24 protein-coding genes are annotated in these 25,943 nt (G+C 31.6%); 22 read left to right on the top strand and 2 right to left on the bottom strand.

The genetic code is table 11. The features are described 5' to 3' along the window. Positions 1-86: 86 nt before the first annotated feature. From IEU88_RS08430 to IEU88_RS08360, 16 genes are all read left to right on the top strand, one after another. Entirely contained in the window at positions 87-1,805 is a 1,719-nt protein-coding gene (locus IEU88_RS08430; RefSeq protein ID WP_103372940.1) for an ABC transporter ATP-binding protein, read from the top strand. Between the two features lie 361 nt (positions 1,806-2,166). Further along, the gene (locus tag IEU88_RS08425) at positions 2,167-3,396 is read left to right on the top strand and encodes a NupC/NupG family nucleoside CNT transporter (RefSeq protein WP_096810789.1); all 1,230 of its coding nucleotides are present in this window, start codon (positions 2,167-2,169) and stop codon (positions 3,394-3,396) included. A gap of 754 nt (positions 3,397-4,150) precedes the next feature. Beyond that, positions 4,151-4,987, top strand: coding sequence for a YitT family protein (locus IEU88_RS08420; protein WP_103372939.1), 837 nt, complete (start codon positions 4,151-4,153; stop codon positions 4,985-4,987). Positions 4,988-5,379: 392 nt separating this feature from the next. Then, complete coding sequence (locus tag IEU88_RS08415) at positions 5,380-6,183, top strand: ABC transporter ATP-binding protein (protein WP_103373610.1); 804 nt, start codon at positions 5,380-5,382, stop codon at positions 6,181-6,183. A gap of 8 nt (positions 6,184-6,191) precedes the next feature. Beyond that, a complete protein-coding gene (locus IEU88_RS08410) occupies positions 6,192-7,193 on the top strand; it encodes a FecCD family ABC transporter permease (RefSeq protein ID WP_103373611.1) in 1,002 nt (333 codons plus the stop codon). After that, the gene (locus tag IEU88_RS08405) at positions 7,190-8,206 is read left to right on the top strand and encodes a FecCD family ABC transporter permease (RefSeq protein WP_096810785.1); all 1,017 of its coding nucleotides are present in this window, start codon (positions 7,190-7,192) and stop codon (positions 8,204-8,206) included. Before IEU88_RS08410 ends, IEU88_RS08405 begins: the two co-directional genes overlap by 4 nt. Before the next feature lie 213 nt (positions 8,207-8,419). Beyond that, positions 8,420-9,388, top strand: coding sequence for a dihydroxyacetone kinase subunit DhaK (gene dhaK / locus IEU88_RS08400; RefSeq protein ID WP_103373612.1), 969 nt, complete (start codon positions 8,420-8,422; stop codon positions 9,386-9,388). 33 nt (positions 9,389-9,421) lie between these two features. After that, positions 9,422-9,997, top strand: coding sequence for a dihydroxyacetone kinase subunit DhaL (gene dhaL / locus IEU88_RS08395; RefSeq protein ID WP_096810783.1), 576 nt, complete (start codon positions 9,422-9,424; stop codon positions 9,995-9,997). A gap of 2 nt (positions 9,998-9,999) precedes the next feature. Beyond that, complete coding sequence (gene dhaM, locus IEU88_RS08390; protein WP_096810782.1) at positions 10,000-10,365, top strand: dihydroxyacetone kinase phosphoryl donor subunit DhaM; 366 nt, start codon at positions 10,000-10,002, stop codon at positions 10,363-10,365. Positions 10,366-10,541: 176 nt separating this feature from the next. Beyond that, positions 10,542-11,042: a hypothetical protein gene (locus IEU88_RS08385; protein ID WP_096810781.1), complete on the top strand. Its 501-nt coding sequence runs from the start codon at positions 10,542-10,544 to the stop codon at positions 11,040-11,042. Positions 11,043-11,506: 464 nt separating this feature from the next. Next, positions 11,507-12,574, top strand: coding sequence for a YkvI family membrane protein (locus IEU88_RS08380; RefSeq protein ID WP_103373389.1), 1,068 nt, complete (start codon positions 11,507-11,509; stop codon positions 12,572-12,574). Positions 12,575-12,721: 147 nt separating this feature from the next. Next, positions 12,722-13,753 carry an alpha/beta hydrolase gene (locus IEU88_RS08375; protein ID WP_103373388.1) on the top strand — a complete coding sequence of 344 codons (1,032 nt, stop codon included), beginning with the start codon at positions 12,722-12,724 and terminating at the stop codon, positions 13,751-13,753. A 715-nt stretch (positions 13,754-14,468) separates the two neighbouring features. Then, on the top strand, positions 14,469-15,044 hold the full coding sequence (locus IEU88_RS08370) for a CPBP family glutamic-type intramembrane protease (protein WP_103373743.1): 576 nt from the start codon (positions 14,469-14,471) through the stop codon (positions 15,042-15,044). 2 nt (positions 15,045-15,046) lie between these two features. Further along, on the top strand, positions 15,047-15,502 hold the full coding sequence (locus IEU88_RS13880) for an Msa family membrane protein (RefSeq protein ID WP_368656175.1): 456 nt from the start codon (positions 15,047-15,049) through the stop codon (positions 15,500-15,502). Further along, positions 15,477-16,367 (top strand): ABC transporter ATP-binding protein, encoded by an 891-nt coding sequence (locus IEU88_RS08365; RefSeq protein WP_096810776.1) that lies wholly within the window; start codon positions 15,477-15,479, stop codon positions 16,365-16,367. The genes IEU88_RS13880 and IEU88_RS08365 overlap by 26 nt, the downstream gene beginning before the upstream one ends. After that, on the top strand, positions 16,368-17,120 hold the full coding sequence (locus IEU88_RS08360) for an amino acid transporter (RefSeq protein WP_096810775.1): 753 nt from the start codon (positions 16,368-16,370) through the stop codon (positions 17,118-17,120). A 599-nt stretch (positions 17,121-17,719) separates the two neighbouring features. Here the strand turns inward: IEU88_RS08360 and IEU88_RS08355 are convergent. Next, positions 17,720-18,226: a GNAT family N-acetyltransferase gene (locus IEU88_RS08355; RefSeq protein WP_096810774.1), complete on the bottom strand. Its 507-nt coding sequence runs from the start codon at positions 18,224-18,226 to the stop codon at positions 17,720-17,722. 119 nt (positions 18,227-18,345) lie between these two features. Between IEU88_RS08355 and IEU88_RS08350 the strand changes: the two genes are divergently transcribed. From IEU88_RS08350 to IEU88_RS08330, 5 genes are all read left to right on the top strand, one after another. Further along, the gene (locus IEU88_RS08350; protein ID WP_096810773.1) at positions 18,346-19,263 is read left to right on the top strand and encodes a Rossmann-fold NAD(P)-binding domain-containing protein; all 918 of its coding nucleotides are present in this window, start codon (positions 18,346-18,348) and stop codon (positions 19,261-19,263) included. Positions 19,264-19,276: 13 nt separating this feature from the next. Then, positions 19,277-19,951, top strand: coding sequence for a response regulator transcription factor (locus tag IEU88_RS08345; RefSeq protein ID WP_096810772.1), 675 nt, complete (start codon positions 19,277-19,279; stop codon positions 19,949-19,951). Further along, entirely contained in the window at positions 19,944-20,969 is a 1,026-nt protein-coding gene (locus IEU88_RS08340; RefSeq protein ID WP_096810771.1) for a sensor histidine kinase, read from the top strand. The genes IEU88_RS08345 and IEU88_RS08340 overlap by 8 nt, the downstream gene beginning before the upstream one ends. Positions 20,970-21,687: 718 nt before the next feature. After that, positions 21,688-22,305, top strand: a complete 618-nt coding sequence (locus IEU88_RS08335) for a DUF47 domain-containing protein (RefSeq protein ID WP_096810770.1) — start codon at positions 21,688-21,690, stop codon at positions 22,303-22,305. A 13-nt stretch (positions 22,306-22,318) separates the two neighbouring features. After that, a complete protein-coding gene (locus IEU88_RS08330) occupies positions 22,319-23,326 on the top strand; it encodes an inorganic phosphate transporter (protein ID WP_096810769.1) in 1,008 nt (335 codons plus the stop codon). A gap of 317 nt (positions 23,327-23,643) precedes the next feature. Here the strand turns inward: IEU88_RS08330 and IEU88_RS08325 are convergent, their stop codons facing one another. Further along, the gene (locus IEU88_RS08325; RefSeq protein ID WP_096810768.1) at positions 23,644-24,453 is read right to left on the bottom strand and encodes a CHAP domain-containing protein; all 810 of its coding nucleotides are present in this window, start codon (positions 24,451-24,453) and stop codon (positions 23,644-23,646) included. A 453-nt stretch (positions 24,454-24,906) separates the two neighbouring features. Here IEU88_RS08325 and IEU88_RS08320 point away from each other — a divergent pair, with 453 nt between their 5' ends. After that, complete coding sequence (locus IEU88_RS08320; RefSeq protein ID WP_096810767.1) at positions 24,907-25,569, top strand: Bax inhibitor-1/YccA family protein; 663 nt, start codon at positions 24,907-24,909, stop codon at positions 25,567-25,569. Positions 25,570-25,943: the final 374 nt, after the last annotated feature.

Genomic DNA, 25,943 nt, shown 5'->3' with positions numbered 1-25,943 from the left:
ATTAGCTTATTACTTTAAAGTTAAACTGTTCACATTTAACATAAGTTATGAAACAATTAAAAAATTTTTAGAAGAGGTAAATACACATGAAACAAGAGAATCCGTTATTCTACTTATTTAAAAAATTATCGTGGCCTGTTGGTCTGATTATCATTGCTGTTTTAATTTCTTCATTAGGCAGTATTACTGGACTAGTAGTTCCTTTTTTTACAGGTAAACTTGTAGATAAATTTTCTTTTGAAAATATTAATTGGATGTTTATCGCTGCTTTTATATCCATATTTATTATAAACGCTTTACTCAGTGGTATAGGTTTGTATTTATTGAGTAAAATTGGGGAGAAAATCATTTATGCTATTCGTTCCGTTTTATGGAAACATATTATCCATTTAAAAATGCCATTTTTTGATAAAAATGAAAGTGGTCAATTAATGAGCCGTTTAACGGATGACACAAAAGTGATTAATGAATTTATTTCGCAAAAACTGCCCAATTTACTGCCTTCTGTATTAACTATTGTAGGATCTTTAATAATGTTATTTGTGATGGATTGGCAAATGACTTTATTAACATTTATTACAATACCTATATTTGTATTAATAATGATTCCATTGGGTAAAATTATGCAAAATATATCAAAAAAAACGCAAGCAGAAATAGCTAATTTTAGCGGATTATTAGGCCGTGTATTAACAGAAATGCGATTAGTTAAAGTATCACGAACAGAAAAGATTGAATTAGATAATGCGCATAAAAATTTAAAAGAGATATACTTTTTAGGTTTGAAACAAGCGAAGATTACAGCAGTTATACAACCGATATCAGGTGTTATTATGTTATTAACGATTGCAGTTATTTTAGGATTTGGTGCGATACGTATTTCAACTGGCGCAATCACAGCAGGGACACTCATTGCAATGATTTTTTATGTTATTCAATTAACACAGCCTCTTATAAATTTATCTACATTAGTCACAGACTATAAAAAAGCTGTTGGTGCAAGTAGCCGTATATACGAAATTATGGAAGAACCTACTGAAGTATTTGTTACAGGACAACTACAGCCAATTATTGATGGGAGCTTAACCTTTGAAAACGTGGATTTTCAATATGGTAGTAAACCAATACTTTCCAATATATCATTTGATATACCATCTAGCAGTGTAACTGCATTCGTAGGGCCTTCGGGCTCAGGTAAGAGTACCATATTCAATATCATTGAACGTATGTATGATATTGAGCATGGTGATATTAAATATGGCAATCAATCCATCTATGATATAGCATTAGGAGCATGGCGAGAGAAAATTGGGTATGTGATGCAGTCTAATTCTATGATGAATGGTACGATTAGAGATAACATTTTATATGGTATTAACCGGGAAGTCTCTGATGAAGAATTGATTTATTACGCACAATTGGCAAATTGTCACGAGTTTATTGTAGCGTTTGAAGAAGGCTATGACACTATTGTTGGTGAAAGAGGGTTAAAATTATCAGGAGGCCAGCGTCAACGTATAGATATTGCGCGAAGTTTTGTTAAAAATCCAGATATTTTATTATTAGATGAGGCTACTGCCAATTTAGATAGTGAAAGTGAAAGAAAAATCCAAGATGCTTTAGAAGAATTAATGGAAAATCGAACAACAATTGTGATTGCCCATAGGTTATCCACAATTAAGAAAGCTGAACAGATTATTTTTATTGATAATGGTAATGTAACAGGTATAGGAACGCACCAAGCGCTAATGGCTAGTCACGAAAAATATCAGCAATTTGTCCACACACAAAACTTAACAAGATAGTTTGAACAATTAATGAAAACAACATGAAAACACGTATAATATTGCGTGAATCAATTATGTTTCTTAAATATATGCGAACTATAAAATTGTTATTTTATATAATGTACATACATGATATAATTATTGTGAATTATTAAGTGACAATCATTGAGGGAATGATGGTTTTATCATCAAGCATAGTATTAAATAAATAGGAAATAAAATTAAAAGATGAGTGCATTGAACGATAGCTGGACTAATACATGTAGCTTAAAACAAGCAGTAGACAATGTGCTCATCTTAATAATTCTTATACATAATCGAGTGTTGCTTTTATATATTCAGCTAATTATTTATTTAATTAAGAAATGGTGGGTGTATGATGTTTTTATTGATTAACATTATTGGGTTAATTGTATTCTTAGGTATCGCTGTACTTTTTTCTAGAAAAAAATCAGACATACAGTGGAAATCTATTGGTATATTAGTCGTTATTAACTTGTTCTTAGCATGGTTCTTTATGTATTTTCCTTGGGGGAAAGCAGGCGTCCAATACTTAGCGAACGGAATTGCTTGGGTGATTGACTCTGCACATGCAGGTACAGGGTTTGCTTTTGCAAGTTGGGTAAATACTGAAACGATGGATATGGCTGTAAGTGCGCTATTCCCAATTTTATTGGTAGTACCGCTTTTCGATATTTTAATGTATTTTAATATTTTACCTAAAGTTATTGGTGGTATCGGTTGGTTTTTAGCTAAAGTCACACGCCAACCAAAATTCGAATCTTTCTTCGGTATTGAAATGATGTTTTTAGGTAATACAGAAGCTTTAGCCGTATCTAACGAACAGTTGAAAAGAATGAAAGAAACACGTGTGTTAACAGTTGCTATGATGGCTATGAGTTCAATCTCTGGTGCAATCGTTGGTGCATATGTTTCTATGATACCGGGCGATTTAGTTTTGACTGCTATTCCATTAAATATCATTAACGCAATTATCGTATCTTCTATCTTAAATCCTGTTTCAGTAGAAGAGAAAGAAGATGTTATTTACAGTATCCGCAATGAAGAAATTGAAAAACAACCATTTTTCTCATTTTTAGGAGATTCAGTATTAAATGCTGGTAAATTAATTTTGATTATTATCGCTTTCGTTATTAGCTTTGTTGCATTATCTGATTTAATTGATCGCTTTATCAATTTAATTACAGGTATTATTGGCGGTTGGGCTGGTCTCAAAGGCAGCTTTGGTCTTGACCAAATTTTAGGCACTTTCATGTATCCATTTGCTTTATTACTTGGCTTACCATTTGACGAAGCTTGGATTGTTGCGCAACAAATGGCTAAGAAAATCGTAACAAATGAGTTTGTGGTAATGGGACAAATTAAAGATGTAGTAGATGCTTATTCTCCACATAGACGTGCAGTGATTACTACGTTTTTAGTATCTTTTGCTAACTTCTCAACGATAGGAATGATTATTGGTACGTTGAAAGGTATCGTAGATAAAAAAACTTCAGATTTCGTGTCACAATATGTACCTATGATGTTACTTGCAGGTATTTTAGTGTCACTCATGACTGCTGGCTTTGTTGGATTATTTGCTTGGTAATACACCATGCGTGAAGTGGTTGTATAAACTGAGTGAATTATTTATCAAACAATAGAAAAATATGATGAAGTGTTATAGAAAATATATTTTTAGCATGGCGTATGAAGATAGCGCGAAATAGAAAACCAATGCATTCACTTGGTTTTCATCTCGCGCTTTTTTGTGCATTAAATGGATATAAAAAGGTCTGAAACATAAATAATCATGTTTCTCTCATTATTATATAAAGCGCATTTAATTGGAAAAAAAGAAGAAGGCCGCGCTTGTATTATTTTATCTAATCATTAAAGTTCAGAGAGAAGAAAGTAAATTTAGAAGGAAGCAGCTTCTACCCGTTTCTGTTTTAAACGATTATTAAATCAAAAAATAAAGCCAAGTAATTGAAGTGACGATACACATTCAATATTACTTGGCTTTCACGGGAAATGAATTAATTGTATATTAATAGTAAGGACTAGGTACTACCAATATACTCGAGCAAAAATTGTTTTGTATGTTACTATAAACAACACAAAGGAGATGGCTTCTTATTGCTAATCAATAAGAAGATAGGTTTTATTATAGCAAAGGAAAGTGTATAAGTAAACCGAAAATTCAGAATTTTTAAACTTCTAAAAGAAGATAATGCAATAAATATGATAATATCAAGGTTTTTCACATGTATTTATAAGCTGTATTTTATGAATGATATTGTGGTATCTTCCATAGTTTGCTAATATTCAAGTGATTGGAGTTATATAAGGGGGTCATGTGAGTGAATAAAACAGTACGAGATTTAATTTTGGTAGTAATCGGGTCATTTATATTTTCAGCAGGCGTTAACACTTTTATCATATCTGCTGATTTAGGTGAGGGAGGCGTGACCGGTATAGCTATCGTACTTTATTATGCCTTTCACGTATCCCCTGGTATAACTAACTTTGTATTTAATGCGGTGCTTATTGCCATAGGCTATAAATTCTTGAGTAAAAGAAGTATGTATTTAACAATAGTGGCAACCATTTTGATATCATTATTTTTAGAATTAACTGTAAGCTGGGAAATAGAAACTGGTAATATACTCGTTAATGCTGTTTTTGGGGGCATGTGTGTAGGTTTGGGTATTGGTGTGATTGTGCTTGCAGGAGGAACGACAGCTGGTACAACTATTTTAGCTAGAATCGCTAATAAATACTTAGACGTCAGTACGCCCTATGCCTTATTGTTCTTCGATTTAATTGTTGTGGCAATTTCATTAACAGTGATACCAATTCCTAGTGCATTAGTTACAGTGATATCACTGTATATCGGTACAAAAGTTATGGATTATGTTATTGAAGGCTTAAATACGAAAAAAGCAATGACGATTATTTCTAGCAAACCAGATGAAATTGCTAAGGTGATTGATGAACAAGTTGGACGCGGACTTACTATTTTAAATGGTAGAGGATATTTCTCTAAACAAGAAAAAGATATATTATATGTTGTCATTACAAAAACGCAAGTGACCAAAGCCAAACGTTTAATCAAAAAAATAGACAGTGAGGCATTTCTCGTTATTCATGATGTACGTGATGTCTATGGTAATGGTTTTTTAATTGATGAACATTAATTGAAAAATTGTAAATTAAAACCTTGTTACAGGATTTAAATCGTGTATCAAGGTTTTAATTTTTTATAAAGTTTAAATTATCAAATGTAGGAGCAGTTTTTATCAGCATGAATTGTCTTATTTCACCAATTACTGTTGATAACATATTCAAGAATAAGACGCGATTGTTATAGGCACTTCAAATCGTTTTTTTTTAACTTACATAGCAAACATAAATGTATAAATTCTTAAGATAATCAGTGATAATCTATCATATTTATTAGTCATCATACCTAAAAAATGATATAATATCATCTGTGATAATGATTATCATTTGGAAGAACAATACGATAAACAAATATAAACGATATAGATTATTTTATGCTTATTATGTATTAGGAAGAAGGGAAACTATGACTCGCTTAGAAGGAGAACAAGTTACGATAGGCTACGGGGATAATGTGATTGTGGACCAGTTAGATGTACACATTCCTACAGGTAAAATAACATCTATTATTGGACCTAATGGTTGCGGAAAATCAACCTTATTAAAAGCGCTTTCACGATTATTGCCAATTAAAGGTGGCGAAATTAAACTAGACGGCGAAGATTTGCATGCGCAATCAACCAAGGAAGTAGCTAAAAAAATTGCTATTTTACCTCAATCACCAGAAGTAGCAGATGGATTAACAGTTGGGGAACTTGTATCTTATGGACGTTTTCCACATCAAAAAGGGTTTGGCAGACTATCTGCAGAAGATAAAAAAGAGATTGATTGGGCTATGACAGTGACGGGAACTTATGAATTCCGTCTGCGTCCTATCAATGATTTAAGTGGCGGTCAACGTCAAAGAGTATGGATTGCAATGGCATTAGCGCAACGTACAGATATTATCTTTTTAGATGAACCTACAACCTATTTAGATATTTCACATCAATTAGAAATATTAGAATTAATTACCCAACTTAATGAAGAGCAAGGTTGTACTATCATTATGGTATTACATGATATTAATCAAGCAGTGCGTTTCTCAGACCATTTAATTACGATGAAGCAAGGAGATATCGTTGCAGATGGTGACACTGAAGAAGTATTAACAAAAGAAATTTTAGAAAAAGTATTCAATATAGACGTAGAAATTAGTACTGATCCCAGAACTGGGAAACCTATGCTAGTTACCTATGATTTATGTAGAAAAAGCTATTCAGAAGTTTAGGTGTAATGATGACCACACAGAAAAAAGGGAAGCTAAATTTTACAACAACATTTATCATTAGCGTAGTATTACTCATTGTTGCTTTGATTGTATCAATTGTAATTGGGGATGCTAAAATCCATATCTCAACTATATTTGACGCTGTTTTCAATTATGACAGTAAAAATCAACAACATAATATAATAAGTGAAATACGCATACCAAGAGATATAGGAGCTATGTTAGTCGGGGTTGCTTTGGCGACTTCAGGAGCAGTTATTCAAGGTGTGACTAAAAATGGCTTAGCAGATCCAAGTTTGATTGGGTTAAATTCAGGAGCCTCTTTCATGTTAGCACTCACTTTTGCATTTTATCCAACAGCCCCATTTATAGTATTAATGATAGCGGGGTTTATCGGCGCCATTATGGGTGGTTTTATAGTCCTCATGATAGGTAGATCAAGAAGTGATGGTTTTAACCCTATGAGAATTATCCTTGCCGGTGCTGCAGTAAGTGCTTTATTGACAGCTTTAAGTCAAGGTGTTGCACTATTGTTTAGATTAAATCAAAGTTTGACGTTCTGGAGCGCAGGCGGCGTATCTGGCACAACATGGGGTCAATTAATATGGGCAGCTCCATTTATAATAGTTGCACTTGTCATCATTGTTGCGATGAGTAAGCAACTAACTATTTTAAATTTAGGCGAAACTCTAGCCATAGGTTTGGGTCAAAACGTAGCATTAACACGCGCAATTGCTTTGATTATTTCAATGGTTATGGCTGGTATTGCAGTAGCCATGGTTGGTCAAATTGCATTTGTAGGACTTATGGTACCTCACATAGTGCGTTATTTAGTCGGTACAGATTATGCACGTGTACTTCCATTAACAGCTATTATAGGTGGTTTGTTATTGTTGGTTGCAGATACGGTAGCTCGTATGTTAGGTGAAGCTCCAGTTGGGGCAATCATTTCATTTATTGGCGTACCTTACTTTTTATATTTAGTTAAAAGAGGAGGGCGCTTTTCATGATAGATCCAAAGTTAAGACATAAGCAGTTATTAACAATGGCGATACTTATCATATTGGTACTATTGGCGTGTGCTTGGAGTATGACATCGGGTGAATACAAGATGTCAGTAGGTACGTTCTTTAAGACATTAATAGGACAAGGTGAATACACTGATACACTTATCTTAATGGAATTTAGGCTTCCAAGAATGATTATTACTATTTTAGCTGGCGCTGCTTTAGCAATGAGTGGAGCTATTATACAAAGTGTAACTAAAAACCCGTTAGCTGAGCCTGGTATTTTAGGTATAAATGCTGGCAGCGGGTTCGCTATCGCATTATTTATCGTGGTAGGACAAGTAAGCGCAGATAACTTTGTTTATGTACTACCGTTTATCAGTATGTTAGGCGGTATAATTACTGCATTAATTATATTTTCATTTAGTTACAATAGGGGTGAAGGTATCACGCCGGCAAGTATGGTATTAGTAGGTGTGGGTATGGCTACAGCGTTAAGCGGTGGTTCGCTCACGCTCATGTCTACATTTGATGAAGACCAATCGGAATTTATTGCTTCATGGCTTGCGGGTAACATTTGGGGTGACGAATGGGCTTTTGTAATTGCATTCTTGCCTTGGGTCATTGTACTTATCCCATTTTTATTATTAAAATCGAATGTTTTAAATCTGTTAAATACGCATCAATATATTGCTCAAGGCGTTGGTGTGAAAATTGGAAAAGAACGCATAGTGCTATTATTAATCGCAGTCGTACTCTCTTCAGCAGCGGTGTCAGTTGCTGGTGCTATTGGTTTTATTGGATTATTGGGCCCACATATTGCTAAATCTATAGTTGGCCCAAGACATCAATTATTCTTACCAATATCTATATTTATCGGTGCGTTTTTACTTGTGTTAGCAGATACGGTAGGGCAAATCATATTACAACCTTCTGGTATCCCAGCAGGTATTGTAGTATCAATTATCGGTGCCCCTTATTTCTTATACTTAATGTATAAAACAAAATCAGTTTAAGAGGGATATTTTGGGGAATTATATGAAAGTATCACATTAAACCTAATAAATTAAAAAACCATAATTATTCAACAAGAGTGGGTATCTATAATCAATCCAGTACACATTGATTAGTAACCCACTCTTTTTAAAAGTACACGAGGAGTTGTTAGCGTTTACATTTATAGATAATGTATACTATATATGAATAGCTAAAAATAGGAGGTCGTCGTTATGAAAAAATTAATCAAAGATAAAACACAATTTTTATCAGATATGTTAGATGGTCTTACGATTTCAAATAAACAGATTGAAGTTATTTCCGATACAATTGTGGTACGAAAAAATAAAAAAGAAAAAGGTGTAGCGATTGTTTCTGGCGGGGGCAGTGGTCACGAACCAGCTCACGCTGGTTACGTTGCAGAAGGTATGTTAGATGCTGCAGTGTGTGGTGAGGTCTTTACATCTCCAACGCCGGACAAGATTTTAAGTGCGATCAAAGCCGTAGATAATGGCGATGGCGTGTTACTTGTTGTCAAAAATTATGCCGGAGATGTTATGAATTTTGAAATGGCACAAGAAATGGCGGAGATGGAAGATATACAAGTTGAAACAGTGGTAGTCAAAGATGATGTAGCTGTAAGTGATGAAACCCAACGTAGAGGCGTAGCTGGTACTGTATTTGTGCATAAAGTTGCTGGTTATCTAGCAGATAAAGGAGAGTCACTCGCTACAATTAAAGAAAAACTAGAACAATTATTACCAACTATAAAATCTATAGGTATGGCACTAACGCCCCCGTTAGTGCCTACAACCGGACAATATGGCTTTGATATTGATGATGAATCAATGGAGATTGGAATTGGTATACATGGTGAAAAGGGATTAGCACGTAAGAAAATTGAAAGTGTTGATTTGATTGTAGAACGACTAATAGCTGAGTTATTAAAAGAAGTAAAAGCTAAACAACTGATTGTCATGGTCAATGGCATGGGGGCAACGCCATTGTCTGAACTAAATATTGTAACAAAATATGTGTCACAACAATTAGATGATAAACAAAAAGACGTTAAACTGTGGTTAGTCGGAGATTATATGACTTCATTAGATATGGAAGGTGTTTCATTAACATTTGTGCCATACTCTGAAGCCGTATATGAAGCTCTGACTACATCTACAAGTAGTCCGTATTTTAATATTTAATACGGTGATAGATATAAGAGGGAGTGAAGATATATGAATGTAGCAGAGTTAAAAGAGAGACTACTTAATTTAGTTGATGTTTTTGAGGAAAAAGAGCCGTTATTAACAGAGTTAGATAGAGCGATTGGCGATGGCGACCATGGCGTGAATATGTTAAGAGGATTTAAATCCTTGCCTGAACAACTAGATGATAACTCAATGGCAGCATTATTCAAGTCTACTGGAATGGCATTAATGTCAAATATTGGCGGGGCCTCTGGTCCATTGTATGGCTTTAGTTTTGTAAAAATGTCACAAGTCGTCAAAGATGAATTAGATAATGATAACTTGAAAGAAGTGCTCAAAACATTTTCAGAAGCAGTTGCTCAACGTGGCAAAGTTGAATTGAATGAAAAAACAATGTATGACGTGATTGAACGTGCAAGCGAAGCGGTGAGTAATGGAGACACACTAGCGTTTGAGGACCTGCAATCTTATGCAGATTTGACCGAAAATATAGAAGCTACAAAAGGCCGAGCAGCTTATTTCAAAGAAGCATCAAAAGGTCATGTTGACCCTGGCGCCCAAAGTAGTGTGTATATCTTAAACGCATTGATTGGAGTTGATTAACCATGACACAAATTATCATTGTAAGCCATAGCAAGGAGATCGCTGAAGGAACAAAAGCGCTTATTAATCAAATGGTAGGAGAAGATGTTGGAGTTGTAGCTCAAGGTGGCGCAAATGGTAATATTGGCACTTCTTATGATGATATTCAAGAAATGATCAACCAATTGGATAATGATGCTTTATGTTTTTATGATATAGGTTCTGCTGAGATGAACCTTGATTTAGCCATTGAGATGTATGAAGGAAATTACCGTGTAGAAAAAATGAATGCACCGATAGTGGAGGGTGCTTTTAATGCAGCTGTAAAAATCTCTGTAGGGAACTCAATTGATGAAGTAGTAGATGAATTGAACAACCAATTCAATTAGTGCAAATTCAAGGATACATGTATAAAATTTCAGCAATGGTGTGAATTGAACAGTTATAATTAAAAGGCCTTCAATTAACTTGATAAAAATATTCTTTTTAAATGAATATATAATTGAGATGTGGTAAAATAATGTATAACTGTTATAGAAATCTGGATATCTAGGAGGACATTGCCATGAAAGCATTGATACAGAAGCATGTCTTAAACGGCGAATTTGAGTCAGTAAAACGTCTTATGTCCCAGACAGATTTTATGGAATTTGAAGAAGCTTATATCTCAAGTGCTCATGAAGTGGAAAGTATCATGTTCTATACATGTATTTTAGATATGATGAAAAATGAAGAAACTGCAGAAATGCACGACTTAGCTTTTCTATTACTTGTCTATCCATTAAGTGAACTACAAGGAGCTTTAGATTCTGCTTATTACCATGCGGAATCATCCATAAAACTTACTGACGGCAAAGAAGTAAAAAGCTTATTGCAAATGTTATTATTACACGCAGTTCCCGAACCAGTCATTTCTGATAAAAAAGCATTAGAGATTTCTCGCCAAATACTGAAAATAGATCCTTCAAATAGTGTTGCACGTAATGTATTAAAAGAAACTGCTAAACGTTTAGATAATGTAGTAGTCGATTTCAATGAACTTAATCATTTTAAAAATGCACATTAATAAGCAATAGTTAAATGTTGGATATGATTGAATTCTGATGTGGTAACAATTGAATATGAAAATGGTTTCAGCCGAAAACAATTCGATTCTATATTGATTGTTTTCGGTTTTTTTATGTTCAAAAATAGGACTATTGTTTAATCATGATTAGGATGAAATAGACGTTTATTTAAAAAAATAAAAATTTTTTCAAAAAAATTTACTTGTATTTTTGGTGTGTCTTTATAAAGAGAAAATGTATAAAGTTGCAAAATGTTAATTGATATTATTTATTATAATAGTATATGTGATATGCAATTATTTATTTTTAAAAGTAAAAGTGAATGATTAAAAAGGAATAAATAGTCTGTATATAATCTTTATTTTTTAATGGATTGTGTAAACTTTAATTTTGTCATGTTGCAAATTATAGTCAGTACGTTATAATTACAAAATGTGTTAACTATGAGGAGGTTATTTATCACATGGGGTTGAATAAAGAAGCTATAAAAATTGGTTTCGCTTATGTCGGTATCGTTGTAGGTGCTGGCTTTTCAACAGGACAGGAAGTTATGCAATTCTTCTCACCATATGGCTTGTGGTCATATATTGGTGTTATACTTTCTGGTCTCATTTTAGGATTTATAGGTAGACAAGTTGCAAAGATTGGTACGGCGTTTGACGCACAAAACCATGAATCAACTTTAGATTATTTATTCGGAAGTGCATTCAGTAAAATTGTGGACTATTTACTTATCTTTTTCTTATTCGGTATTTCAGTTACAATGATTGCTGGAGCAGGATCAACATTTCAAGAAAGTTTCGGTGTACCGACGTGGTTAGGTGCATTGATAATGGTTATTGCAATATATATCACACTATTGATGGATTTTAATAAAATTGTTAGAGCATTAGGCATTGTTACGCCGTTTCTAATTGTGTTAGTAGTTATTATTGCTGGGTATTATTTATTTAACGGTAGTATCTCATTTGGTGAGGTCAATGAGACTGTACCAGAAGCTACTTTATGGAAAGGAATTATATATGGTATAAACTATGGTGGACTGGCTTTTGCCGTAGGGTTTAGTACAATAGTAGCAATCGGTGGCGACGCTTCAAGACGTAGAGTTTCAGGCGCAGGCGCTTTATTTGGTGGTATTGTTTATACGGTATTATTAGCTTTAATTAACTTTGCGTTACAGTCTGAATTTCCTAAAATTAAAGATGCAGACATACCAATGTTGACGCTAGCGAATGATATAAGTCCATGGATAGCGCTTGTCTTATCAATCATTATGTTAGCTGTAATGTATAATACAATCCTTGGTTTAATGTATTCGTTCGCAGCGCGGTTCACAGAACCATATAGTAAAAAGTATCATATTTTTATTGTAGCTATGGTAATTATAGCTTATGGTTTAAGCTTTGTTGGTTTCGCAGGCTTAATAAACTATTTATATCCAATTATGGGTTATGTTGGTCTTATCGTTGTTATTGGCGTACTTATTAAGTACTACAGTAGAAAACGACAAAACAAAAAATTCATTGCATAAAATGTTAAAGAAACAATATAAATAAAAATATAATGTAGCTCAGCTTGCTAATAACTGCAAGCTGAGTTTTCTAGTGTGTCAATTCTTAATAATACTATTGTGAAATTATTTATTATGGTACAATGCTTCCGAAAGGAAAGGTAATCTATGAAAAATAAACGTAAGTGGACCCTTATCACGACGGTCATTATTATTATTGTTGCAGTAATTATGGCATTACTTTTAAAATTCCAATATGACAGACAAAATACAAGAGAAATAGATGAAAAAGTACAAATCAATAATAAAAATGTGAACGCATTTACAAATATCACTTATGGCACCGGCTTGCCGAATAGCCGACTGGATATATTAACCCCAAATGAATTAGACCAAGATAATAAACTCCCGGTGATTTTTTGGATGCATGGGGGCGGTTTCATCGCTGGAGACAAACAGTACAAAAATCCTTTGTTAGCTAAAATTGCTGAGCAAGGGTATATTGTCGTGAATATCAATTATGCACTTGCGCCGGATTTTAAATATCCTATGCAACTACAACAAATTGATCAAGCAGTAAGTTTTATTAAAAGAAATAAACATGAATTACCGATTGATTTTGATCAAGTTATTTTTGGTGGAGATTCTGCTGGTGCACAATTGTCGAGTCAATATGCCGCGATCCAAACAAATGAATCATTAAGAGAAGATATGGAATTTAAACAACAATTTGAGCCTGACCAACTTAAAGCAGCAATCTTTTTTGGTGGATTCTTTGATATGAAAACAGTTAGGGCAACAGAGTTTCCGAGAATTCAATTGTTTATGGAAAGTTATACTGGTAAACGAAATTGGGAACAACAATTTAAATATATTAGTGAAATGTCTACCATAAACCAAGTTACTGAAGATTATCCGCCCACATTTTTATCTGTTGGTGATGCCGATCCGTTTTATAGTCAAAATATTAATTTTTATAAAAAATTAAAAGCAACAGACGTACCGGTCGACAAATTGTTTTATGATGGTACACATAAATTAAGACATCAATATCAATTTCATATGGAATTGCCAGAGTCACAACAAAATATGAAAGACGTGTTAGCATTTCTAAGTAGAAACACAACATCATCAGGTGTCGAAACTGAATTTAACGCAGAACAGACTAACCCTAATGGCGTTGAACTAAATCCATACTAAAGTAATGTAGTATAACATCATGCCTATATACATTTACCAAAAAAGCACCCCATTTTAATGGAGGTGCTTTTTTTGATATGAAAAGTTTAATTTTGGTTGTGCATTTTTCGGCCGAATCGTGGATATTCAAAACGACTCGCGAACAATTATTTTCAGAAGATAAGTAACAATCAGCTATAAAAAGCATATCATTATTTAGTCAGTACCCTAAGCATTATTATTACTTCAATAATGATAAGCGCATCAATGCTAAGAAATAATTGTTAACACCCAGTTACTTTCACACTATAACACTAGCTTATCAAAATAGATTAATGCACACTTTTTAATATTTATATGCTTATTTAAAGTGATTATGAAGTATTATAAATAGAACTTTGTATAATATACTTATACCTTTAAAACATCATAACTAAAAAATCATTATTTTATATTAAACTGTAGATAACTAAAAAAATATAAATATATTAAAATTATGATTGTATTGTGTCTTATAAAAAAATAGAGTATACTCATAGTGAAAGGAGGGGAGCGTTATGAAATCATTAATGGATCTTTTTTCTTTGAATGAGGTAAATATATGGATTTTTAAATTTGGTAGAAGAGGTAAAAGATGGTATTTCTAAGCGAAATAAGTGGTAGTTAAAGACTAAGATATTAATAAAATTTTAAATTAATATCTTAGTCTTTTCTATTCTGAGGCTAGGAGCTAATAATGAAAAAATTTGAAAGTGTTTTATCATCAAGCGCGTTAATTATGATTGTAGGTGTTTTTTTTAATGTATGTATAATGTTTATTACGTTTTTCAACGACAGTGTATTTTCACGTATATACTTAATGTCTTTTGTGGTGTGTTTTTTATTATCTTTTATACTTTTACCGCTTTTATTAATTAACCGTTTTTTAGGCAAACCTATAAAACACCTTTTGAACCATGTATTTGACTGGAAAAGAACAGTAATATTATTTCCGATAGTCTTCTTATTATCATTATATTTAGCTGGCAAAGCAGCAACAATAGAATATTTTATAGTCGCTTTCGGTGAAGAATTTTTATTCCGACATTTAATATTAATGATACTGATGTCTGCTTTTAATAAAAAATGGAGTTTTATTATAGGTTCTTTAATGTTTGCTTTAATTTTACATTTAAATGGGAATTTTTTAATAAATTTGCTGACGAAGTTTCCAATAAGTCTTTTATTGTATTATCTATATCATAAATATAAATTACAGGATGCTATTTTTCTTCATTGGTTATATAACGTGTTTGTATATAGATTTTCTTAAAAGTGGAGGTTTTAAAATTGAATGCAAAATATAAAAGTATTTTAATTTCATTCGTTTTAAATATTGTATGTTCTATAATGATGTCAATTATAAATATTAATTTAGGTTTGATAGTAATGCTATTAGGTATTATCATAATTCCAATTATGATAAATATGATTTCTATATGTTTTAGTAAAACTAAATATACTATATCACTCATATTTATTATGAGTATTTTTAACCTAATCTATTACGTGATATCTGCTAAATCAATTATGCATAACCCTGTTTTTTATGATATAGCTTCAAAATATGCTTATGAAAAAGACGGATTTTATACTAGTATGAATACGAATCTGTTATCACTCTCCCAATTAACATTTCTTTTTTTACTGTACTTTGTTCTAAGTTATTTACTGGCTAAACTATTTACGAAAAGAGGGAGCAAAGATGTTAAAAATAGATCATATTTATAAAAAGTTTAAAAATGATAATGTCATGATTTTGGATAATATAAATTTAACTGTTAATGAAGGAGAAATAGTGGGTCTACTAGGTAAAAATGGTGCTGGCAAAACAACTTTAATGAAAATAATCGCTAAAACTAAAAAACCAACTTCAGGTCATATTTATATTGATAAAATAGATATTTTTAAACACGACAATATATTAAAAAATGTTGGAATTATGATTGATACTGTTTATTATGAGCATTTAACAGCTGAAAGGAACTTATTATACTTTTTAAAGGTAAATAATCAAACGCAATACATAGATAATATTCATAATATATTAAAATTAGTGGGCCTATTAGATACTAAAAATAAAAAAGTTAAAGATTTTTCTTTTGGTATGAAACAAAGACTCTCGTTAGCAATGTGTTTATTAACTGAGCCTAAATTAGCAATTATGGATGAACCTTTCGTAGGATTAGATCCTAATGGCGTGAAAATATTGATAAGCTCACTTAAAAATTGGGTTAAAAACAAGCGTATTTCTCTTTTAATATCAAGTCACCAATTAAATGAACTAGAAGAAGTATGTGATAGGTTTGTCATGTTAAAAGAAGGCAAGCTGCATAGTATAGAATTAGATAAACATGTTTCGTTTAAAATAGTACTTAATAAAAATGTTACACAAGCAGACACGCTTTCATATATAGAATTTTTCCCAATAATTAATAAAATAGAAGATAATATTATTTATATTAATAAAGAGGGAGATGACTATAATGGTTTAATGCAAAAGATACTCGAAAAATATAATTTAGTAAGCATAGAAAATACTGAAGAAGATTTATATCACATTTTCAATCATTTTGAAAATAAAGGAGATGATTAAATGTTATTTAGAAATATTTTCTTGAATATATCATCCCGTACATCTGCTAAAATTTTTTTCGCTATCGCTTTATATCCGTTACTCTATTTAATCACTTTATTTCTACCAACTAATTTTATGCAAGTTGGTGGCGTCAACAATGGATTGTCTGGTTTAGATTTTTATTGTGGCATATTATTGGCGCAATCTCAATTCGCCATACCCTTAATCATGATGTCTTATTTTGTTAGTTTACTATTTTACGAAGAATACAGTAGCGGTAAATTAATTTTTTACAAAGATATTAAACGTACAAAACTGCTTAACACTAAACTATTTACTTTGATTACTATATACACTATTTATTTCTTTATACTGTTTATAGTCTCGGAAGTACTCTATTTTACTTTTATTAAAAATTTCAACTACGCTTCTGGGATGTTTTTGCCTACTGAAACAGAGGATATGTATTCTGATATTTTAAGTATTTTTGGCATTTTTGGTATTTCATTTATCGCTATATGTTTTGCAGTATTATTATCTATGAAGTTTTCAACTGGTTTTACTATATTAGGTGTTATTTTATTATTTATGTTTATATCAATTGCGCCATTAATTCATGGCCTCCATTATCTTTTCCCTAATGGTTTCACAGATGCTAACAGCCTCAAAGTATTTTTATCACAATTTATTATTATATTAATTATGTCTATCGCTTATTGTTTAATTCTTTATGCTGCTAGTTTAATTTTATTTAAAAGAATTGAATATTGATTGTGGTCATTTTTGTTTAAAATAACTAACCAAGGCAAGATTTCTGGTTTTCACAGATATCTTGCTTTTAATTTACTTGTTTTTTGTATTTTTAACTATATGAGATTAGAAATTTTGGTAACTAAAGCGTTACACTGATTGTAATAGTATTTTATTTAAAATTATTTAATATTGTATGCTTTGCCTCATATTCTATAACTTCATGTTTTAAAGTTGTACACTTGAATTAACTTTAATTGAAATCTAAAGTGCACTTTACTACACATAAATAAACACTCCTGAAGTTGAATTTTAGCGTTCAAGTTTAGGAGTGTAGCATAATCATAAGCATATACTTCATTTGGAATACAGGGTAAGGTTTAGTTGATTCATGATATATTATTTGATTTTAGCCATATTAGTCAGACAGCACTTGGAAATGTTAGAGTTGTATTTCACACTTTTCAAAGCATCGAATTTCAACTTACAAAGTTTAGTAATTAAATAAAAGCAGTGTTTTATATCTTAATTCAAAACATGTCATTGTCATTTGGATATTTATAAAAAAAAGATTAAACTATAAATAAGAAAGTTATTTATGTTTTTTTACATTTAAATCGTTAAATTAGTAATTTAGCCATGATATATTTATTATAGTAACGATGATCAATAAATAGTTTATCTTTAAGTTCTCCTTCGATTTGATAATTAGCACTTTTAAATAAATCAACAGCGGTCGTATTTTCAGGAACTACTTCGACTTCGATGCGATGAATATCATGATTTAAACACCACGCTTCGATAGAATTGATTAATGATTGTCCTAATCCTTTTTCGCGATAGTGTCTTATAACACCCATAGAAAAATGTGCTTCATGACGTGTGCGTTCGAAATTTTCTGTAGCGACGATTGCAAAGCCAACGAGTTCGCCATTATTTTCTGCGATATAAATGGCATTAGAAGGGGAAGTAATGTAATGTTCTAAAGTTGCAACCGCGTCTGTATTAGACGGCGCATATTCGCCCGGATTGTATATCAAATAATCAGATTCATCATAGATCGTGCTTAATAGTTTAACGAAAGGTTCTATATCATTGATACCAATTTCTCGAATTTGATGAACCATATATGTCCACTCCTTATTCCTAATTTTTAAACTCAGTTATAGTATAACTTAACATCATTAACTTGAATTTACTAGGGAATATTTAAAATAAGAAAATATACGTTAAAGGATGGAGTATTATGAAACCTAATATACTACTTGCAGGTGTTACAGGCTATATAGGGAAAAATTTAATTCCCTCTATTAAAGACGATGCGGTATTATATACTTTGTCGAAGTACCCTAAGGAAAAAGATTTTAAAGAAATTATTTGGCTAGAAAAAGATATTTATAACTATAATGATGTGTTATCAGCTATGAATGGTATGAATATAGCGATATTTTATTTAGATCCAACGAAACATTCGGCTAAATTGACGCAGGCAGCTGCTAGAGACATGAATTTAATAGCGGCAGATAATTTTGGTAGAGCTGCAGCTAAACAAGGTGTAGGCAAAATAATTTATATTAGTGGTAGCCGTTTTGATACCGAAACAATACAGCGTTTATCAGCTTATGGTACTGAAGTAACACAGACGAAAGCGGAAGTAGCGCGCCCACACGTAGCTGTAGAACTCCAATCATCGAAATATGATGATGTGAGAAGTGCATTGAGTATACAATTACCGATGAATTGGACTTTAAATCAAATGGTAGAATATTATTTTAAATGGTTAGATGAAACGAAAGGTACTTTTTTACATACAGTTCAAAAAGAAGATTATTTTATTATTTATATAAAAAATAAGCATGACCCTTTATTGGTACTTCAGAGGATTGAAACTGATACAGACATGATTACTTTATTGCTCGTAGGTGGTAAAATTGTAAAATCTAATTTCAAAAAGCAAGGAAAGTTAGAATTCCGTAAATTAAAAGGCACACAACAAGTCTTAGTGCATTTATATGATTATATTCCTAAGTTAACTTGGCCAGTTTATTATCTATTTCAATCCCCATTTCAAGGTTTAATGATGAGAGGATTTGAAATCGATTGCCGAATTAAACATTATCAAGTACGTATCAATTCGGGTGAAAAAATAAAATATACAAAATAATTGAGGTGAGTATATGGAGATTTTGTTAGTGGAAGATGATATGACATTATTTAAAGAACTGAGTGAAGAACTAGAACAATGGGATTTTAATGTTAATGGTGTTGAGGACTTTAATCTAGTGATGGATAAATTTAATGAAGTAGATCCAGCAATTGTGATCATGGATATAAAACTACCTAAATATGATGGTTTCTATTGGACACGTAAAATCCGAGAAATATCAAATACACCAATTCTCTTTTTATCTTCTAGAGATAACCCAATGGACCAAGTTATGAGTATGGAATTAGGGGCAGATGATTATGTTCAAAAGCCATTTAATACAAATGTATTAATTGCAAAATTACAAGCTATCTATAGACGTGTTTATCAATTTAGCTTAGATGAAAAAAGAGTAATAACTTGGCAAGAAGCGACACTTGATCTTACAAAAGATAGCATTAGCAGAGAAGATAAGGTGATTTATTTATCTAAAACAGAAATGATTATTTTAGAAATGCTAGTGAAAAAACAAGATACAATTGTCACTAGAGATACTTTGATTACTGCGTTATGGGATGATGAAGCATTTGTGAGTGATAATACGCTGACGGTCAATGTAAATCGTTTAAGAAAAAAATTATCTGATATTGATATGAAGGATGCAATTGAAACTAAAATAGGAAAAGGGTATATGGCCCATGGATAGTATTAAATGGGTATGGATGTTTATACGTTCACGTAAGCATTGGATATTATGGCTACTGTTTTTACAATTTATTTTTTTGGGTATTGCGTACTTAGATTACGATTTAAGTGTAGATAGCATTTTATATATTATCATTTTAAATATAGGGTTAAGTTTTATATTTTTACTGTATACCTATATAAAAGAAGTTAAATTTTTAAAACATTTAGATGAAAATATTGAACCTGAAGCTTTAAAGCATAAATCACTTGCAGATACGCCGTTTCAACAACAAATGGTTGAATATTTGTATAATCAAATTACAACTCAAAAAATGTTAGTAACAAAGCAAAAAAAGCAAATTAAGTCTACTGAAGCTTCACTAACTGATTTTGTGCATGATATTAAAACACCTGTTACTGCTTTAAAGTTATTAATTGAAAAAGAAAATGACGGTACAAGAAAAAGAGCTTTATTATTCGAATGGACACGTATCAACGATATGTTAGATAGACATTTATTTTTAACTAGATTAGAATCACAAAATAAAGATATGTATTATGAACATGTTGATTTAAAACGTTTAGTTATTGATGAAATTCAGATTTCTAGATATATCAGCCAAGCAAAAGGTATAGACTTTGAACTCAATTTCGAAACATCCTACAAGGTGTATACAGATACTAAATGGTGTCGAATGATGATAAGGCAAATTATATCTAATGCAGTCAAATATAGTGAACATAGTACAATCCATATTAATGGAACGTTAATTAAAAATCATGTAGCGTTAAATATAAAAGATGAGGGGAGAGGCATTAGCCAAAAAGATTTGCCAAGAATATTTGATAAAGGTTTTACTTCCACCTCGAATCGTAATGAAACAACGTCTTCTGGTATAGGTTTGTATCTTGTCCAAAATGTAAAAGAAAAATTAGGTATCACAGTCCATATTAATTCAGAAATGCAAAAAGGAACATCAGTCCAATTTATTTTCCCTAACCAAAATGAATTAGTATCCAGATTATCTGAGCATTAATTATTTCAATTTTTAAAATAACCACTTCCAAATATCTAAACTGTGTATTTTTACCCTTAAGTTATAACTAACTTAGAAAACAAATAGAGAGTCTAGGCTATTAGATGTTAAGCTTTTCTATGTAATTGGTAATGATTGCCTGAATTAGAAAGTGTATTTAAAATAAGTTTGAATTAAAATGTAATATTCATAGTGAGTGAGGTAACAAAATCTTTTAAGAAAGTATGATTTTGTTGCTTCTTTTATTTTTTTATTTTGATATTTATAATTGAATAGAAATTGAGAGGTTCGTACCATTTAAAGTTTTAAAAAATGAATCAAAATAGTTGTTGATTATAGATGGAAATTATGCAATTATTGCTATTGTGAGTTTTGATTAACGATGTGTAATATGCAATTGAAACTTTTTATGGAAAAGCAAAATGTAATAGTAGAAATAAGCACATTTTTATTAATTTAACTAAAATGTAATGTTAAGAATTTGTAAATTTAATTGTGAGTTTGTTAAATTTGTGCTATTTTCAAATAAGAGCAAATCAACATTTGTAAGATTTTTTAAACCTAGAAAGCAAAAGTTCATTTACATAATTTTAATAATTGTCAAAATAATGAGCGCATTGTAAATCTTGCCAATCTTAATTTGTCTCTAAAGGAATCTAATTTTTTTAAATTTATTGAAGGTGATTGTAATGGTCACTGTAAATGGAGGATTTTTTGAATGTTTAACAAGAAAAAAGATAAGTTCATGGTGAAACTTGAGGAAATGGTATTCAACTTAGACCGTGCAGCAATTGAATTTGGCAAAATGGATTTTAATACACATTTAGATCTTAAAGCATACTCAGACAATATTAAAACATACGAATCACATGGTGATGAATTAATGCATCAAGTGATTTCAGATTTGAACCAAACATTCATTACACCTATTGAACGTGAGGATATCCTCTCTTTATGTAACGCCATTGACGATGTTTTAGATGCAATAGAAGAAACTTCCGCAATGTTTGAAATGTACTCTATTGAATATACGGATGAATATATGGCTGAATTTGTTGATAATATCCAAAAAGCTATTGCTGAAATGAAATTGGCAGTAGGTTTATTGGTTGATAAGAAACTCTCTCACATGCGTATTCATTCTATTAATATTAAAGAATTTGAAACTAATTGTGACGGTATATTACGTCAGTCTATTAAACATATTTTTAATAGTGAGACAGATCCGATCACACTGATTAAAATCAAAGAAATTTACGAAAGTTTAGAAGAAGTTGCCGATAAATGTCAGGCTGTAGCGAATAACTTTGAAACAATAATAATGAAAAATAGCTAAGGAGTCCTAACTTATGGAATATATTTTGATTATCACAGTAGCTATCGTTATTTTTTCTTTGATATTTGACTTTATCAATGGTTTCCATGATACAGCCAATGCCGTCGCTACTGCTGTTTCAACACGTGCCTTAACTCCTAGAACTGCAATTATTTTAGCGTCTGTTATGAACTTTATTGGTGCGTTAACATTTACTGGAGTTGCAAGTACGATAACAAAAGACATTGTAGACCCATTTAAATTAGAAAATGGGCTTATCGTTGTTTTAGCTGCAATTTTGGCAGCAATTATATGGAATTTAGTGACTTGGTTCTTTGGTATACCTAGCTCATCTTCCCATGCTTTAATCGGATCAATCGCCGGTGCAGCAATTGCTTCACAAGGCTCGTTTGCTGTACTGCACTATCAAGGTTTTACAAAAATTATTGTTGTATTACTTTTATCGCCGATTATTGCTTTTTGTGTTGGTTTTATTATGTATTCAATTGTAAAAGTGGTATTCAAAAATGCTAATCTTACCAAAACGAATCGTAACTTTAGATTTTTCCAAATTTTCACTGCATCGCTACAATCATTTTCACACGGTACAAACGATGCACAAAAATCAATGGGGATTATTACTTTGGCCCTAATAGTAGCAAATATCCAAACAGGGACAAGTACCGAACCACAATTATGGGTAAAAATAGCCTGTGCCACTGCAATGGGCTTAGGTACAGCTGTTGGTGGTTGGAAAATCATCAAAACTGTTGGGGGAAATATCATGAAAATACGTCCAGCGAATGGCGCAGCAGCAGATTTATCGTCTGCATTAACAATATTTGTTGCTTCATCATTACACTTCCCGTTATCAACTACGCATGTTGTATCTTCATCTATTCTAGGTGTCGGTTCATCTAATCGTATCAAAGGTGTTAAGTGGAATACAGCACAACGCATGATTGTAACTTGGGTAATTACATTACCAATTTCTGCGTTAGTAGCGGCAATTATTTACTATGCTATTGATATTTTCTTATAAAACATTTAAAAGATTATGTTTATATTATTAATCTTAAATTTGAATCGAGGTCGGGACATCAATAACGTCTCGGCCTCGATTAGTATATAAGCAGGATTGTCTCGTTTTTAATAAGGGGATTATATACAAAATTTAACGTTTGTCTCCTTTTTAAACGTTTTTACGAGCGTAGACAATAAAACCCTTTGTAAAAAATGAAAAGAAAATGGTTTGTTTTCATTTTTTACAGTCAAGATGAAAAATAAAAACCACTAAATACTTTATATAAGATTTAGTGGTTTACTTTCATTATTCATTTTCTAAATTTTAACTATATTTTAGTGAATATAGTTATAGCTTGAAGCTTGTGAAGCAGGGATTGTACGGTAATCCACTGTACCTGGCGGCGTATTATAATTCATTTCTGAAATTAAGATGCTGCCATCAGGATTTACTTGCTCTACATACGCGACATGACCAATTGGGCCTTCGTAATTTTGCATAATAGAACCGGCAGTTGGTGTATTATTTACTGTATAGCCATCTGCCGCTGCATTGCTTGCCCAATGATCAGCGTTCCACCAATATGTGCTAATTGGTTTGCCAGTTTCTGCTCTACGATTAAATACGTGCCAAGTACATTGTCCCCAATCATATAAGTTAGCGTCACTAGCTGATGAACTACCAGTATTTGGTGTTTGTGTTGCTCCGTTACCAGAACCACCAGAACCACCAGTACCTGTTCCATTTGGGATTGTAAGCGACTGTCCAGGATGGATTAAATAACCATTTAAATTATTAGCTGACATTAATTCATCTACTGACACGCCGTAATTGCTAGCAATTACATTAAGTGATTCACCAGATTGAACTGTATGTGTTGAACCGCCTGATGTTTGTGAAGAATTGTTTGAACTTGAATCTTGATCACTTCCACCAATTTCGATAACCTGTCCCGGAAATACCATATTGTTATCGAGATTATTGTTTTGTTTAATCTCATCTACGGAAACACCATATTGTTCTGAGATTGACCAAAGTGAATCACCTGATTGTACTGTATGTTGCGTTGACGCTTCAGCTTCATGGTTAGCAATCACTGCTGCTGCACCCGAAGCAGCGGTTACTGCAAATGCAAACTTTTTCAAAAGAACTCCTCCTCACACCTATATACATAACTTTGTTTAAATTAAATATATGAGTTTAATCTTTTCTTTAACTGGATTCACGTTACATATTAACAAAAAATAAGAGGCTTGTGTTTATTGTTATAGAGATGTAATATTATTAACATTTAAAAAAATAGATTATAAAAACCACTAAATACCTTTGTTAGGGAATTGAGGAGACTTTAATTATAAAAAAATGATTTCGAATTTTATTACTTTGTAACATTTGAAAAGACAGTCATTTCAATTAAATTATAAAATGTCCAAAAAAATATATCAGAAATGTTTGATTTTTGGTGGATTAGTGAAAATGATAATAACACATTTAAATAAGAAGTGAAATTTATTAAAGCTGATATGCGTTAATTATGCTGTCTGAATGAGTAAAATAATCAACGTGTAAAACATAAAAGCATCTAAGGAGTGAATGCATTGGCTGACTCAGCACAACACGTAAACCACAAGCAACATAAACCAAAACAAGATAAATCTAAAGCACGTGCTTATGGCAAAGTATGGCTGTTCTTTGTTTATTATTGGATTATATTTGGTATCGGTTGTTATTTTGGACAATTTTTACCTATGGAATGGAGAAAACCACTCTCTATTGTACTGCTAGTATTAGTATTGTTTACAGTTTTAACTAATCGTGCGCGTAAATATGGGCTAGTCATTTCTCACATATATGCTATTGTTGTTGGTTTGCTGTCGTATGCGACATTTACAGCTTATCTGCAAAATTTAGGGACAGAAGTATTCTATAAAAATGTGTTGTTAGCTATAGGAGCATTTATTGCGTTTGGCATTATAGGTTACTTTTTTGTGGGTAATGCATCGAGTATGGGTAAATACTTATTTGTAACATTAGTCGCATTAATTGTTGCGGGCATTATTGGTATGTTTGTAAATAATCCAATTTTTCATACGATCATTACCATAGTTGGTTTGTTACTATTTCTATTATATACATTATATGATTTCAACCGTATGAAACGAGGGCAATATTCGCCGCGTGAAATGGGCTTTAATTTATTCATTAATTTATTACACATTATAAAATACGTACTAAGATTAGCAAATAAATTTAGAAAATAGTAATATTGCATGAAATGATATAAGCTAAGCCTCATATATAAGTGTTACTAATTTAGAAATAAGACATGCAAGCGCTAAACCTTTAAAGAAGCGGCGCTTAAAAAGTGTTTTTAAGGTTTATAAGAAATGGTTTAGATTGAATAACTAAAATAGGTTTAGACAAAGATAAGGTAGGCTGCTGATTTCTTATGTTCTAAGAGAAGTTAGCAGTCTAATTTTGATTGTGTTGGATTTTTAAAATCATTTTTAGGCTCTTTGTCAAAGAGGACTGATACAATTTTTGAGATTAGGCAACCGTAGGTTGCTTAATCTCTTTTTTGATTGTAGAAGCATAAAGTCGTGAAGTTAGTAAGGCACGATTACGCAAATTATTA

Source organism: Staphylococcus nepalensis (genome assembly GCF_014635045.1).
GTDB lineage: Bacteria > Bacillota > Bacilli > Staphylococcales > Staphylococcaceae > Staphylococcus > Staphylococcus nepalensis.
This window is presented reverse-complemented; position numbering and strand designations above follow the sequence as displayed.

Excerpts from the sequence above, each read along its gene's own strand:
- IEU88_RS08330 (WP_096810769.1), top strand. The coding sequence starts at position 22,319 with ATGGAATATATTTTGATTATCACAGTAGCTATCGTTATTTTTTCTTTG.
- dhaM (WP_096810782.1), top strand. The coding sequence starts at position 10,000 with ATGACACAAATTATCATTGTAAGCCATAGCAAGGAGATCGCTGAAGGA.
- IEU88_RS08375 (WP_103373388.1), top strand. The coding sequence starts at position 12,722 with ATGAAAAATAAACGTAAGTGGACCCTTATCACGACGGTCATTATTATT.
- IEU88_RS08410 (WP_103373611.1), top strand. The coding sequence starts at position 6,192 with ATGACCACACAGAAAAAAGGGAAGCTAAATTTTACAACAACATTTATC.
- dhaK (WP_103373612.1), top strand. The coding sequence starts at position 8,420 with ATGAAAAAATTAATCAAAGATAAAACACAATTTTTATCAGATATGTTA.
- IEU88_RS08365 (WP_096810776.1), top strand. The coding sequence starts at position 15,477 with ATGTTAAAAATAGATCATATTTATAAAAAGTTTAAAAATGATAATGTC.
- IEU88_RS08370 (WP_103373743.1), top strand. The coding sequence starts at position 14,469 with ATGAAAAAATTTGAAAGTGTTTTATCATCAAGCGCGTTAATTATGATT.
- IEU88_RS08405 (WP_096810785.1), top strand. The coding sequence starts at position 7,190 with ATGATAGATCCAAAGTTAAGACATAAGCAGTTATTAACAATGGCGATA.
- IEU88_RS08355 (WP_096810774.1), bottom strand. The coding sequence starts at position 18,226 with ATGGTTCATCAAATTCGAGAAATTGGTATCAATGATATAGAACCTTTC.
- IEU88_RS08430 (WP_103372940.1), top strand. The coding sequence starts at position 87 with ATGAAACAAGAGAATCCGTTATTCTACTTATTTAAAAAATTATCGTGG.
- IEU88_RS08360 (WP_096810775.1), top strand. The coding sequence starts at position 16,368 with ATGTTATTTAGAAATATTTTCTTGAATATATCATCCCGTACATCTGCT.
- IEU88_RS08350 (WP_096810773.1), top strand. The coding sequence starts at position 18,346 with ATGAAACCTAATATACTACTTGCAGGTGTTACAGGCTATATAGGGAAA.
- IEU88_RS08345 (WP_096810772.1), top strand. The coding sequence starts at position 19,277 with ATGGAGATTTTGTTAGTGGAAGATGATATGACATTATTTAAAGAACTG.
- IEU88_RS08415 (WP_103373610.1), top strand. The coding sequence starts at position 5,380 with ATGACTCGCTTAGAAGGAGAACAAGTTACGATAGGCTACGGGGATAAT.
- IEU88_RS08385 (WP_096810781.1), top strand. The coding sequence starts at position 10,542 with ATGAAAGCATTGATACAGAAGCATGTCTTAAACGGCGAATTTGAGTCA.
- IEU88_RS08425 (WP_096810789.1), top strand. The coding sequence starts at position 2,167 with ATGTTTTTATTGATTAACATTATTGGGTTAATTGTATTCTTAGGTATC.
- dhaL (WP_096810783.1), top strand. The coding sequence starts at position 9,422 with ATGAATGTAGCAGAGTTAAAAGAGAGACTACTTAATTTAGTTGATGTT.
- IEU88_RS08340 (WP_096810771.1), top strand. The coding sequence starts at position 19,944 with ATGGATAGTATTAAATGGGTATGGATGTTTATACGTTCACGTAAGCAT.
- IEU88_RS08335 (WP_096810770.1), top strand. The coding sequence starts at position 21,688 with ATGTTTAACAAGAAAAAAGATAAGTTCATGGTGAAACTTGAGGAAATG.
- IEU88_RS08380 (WP_103373389.1), top strand. The coding sequence starts at position 11,507 with ATGGGGTTGAATAAAGAAGCTATAAAAATTGGTTTCGCTTATGTCGGT.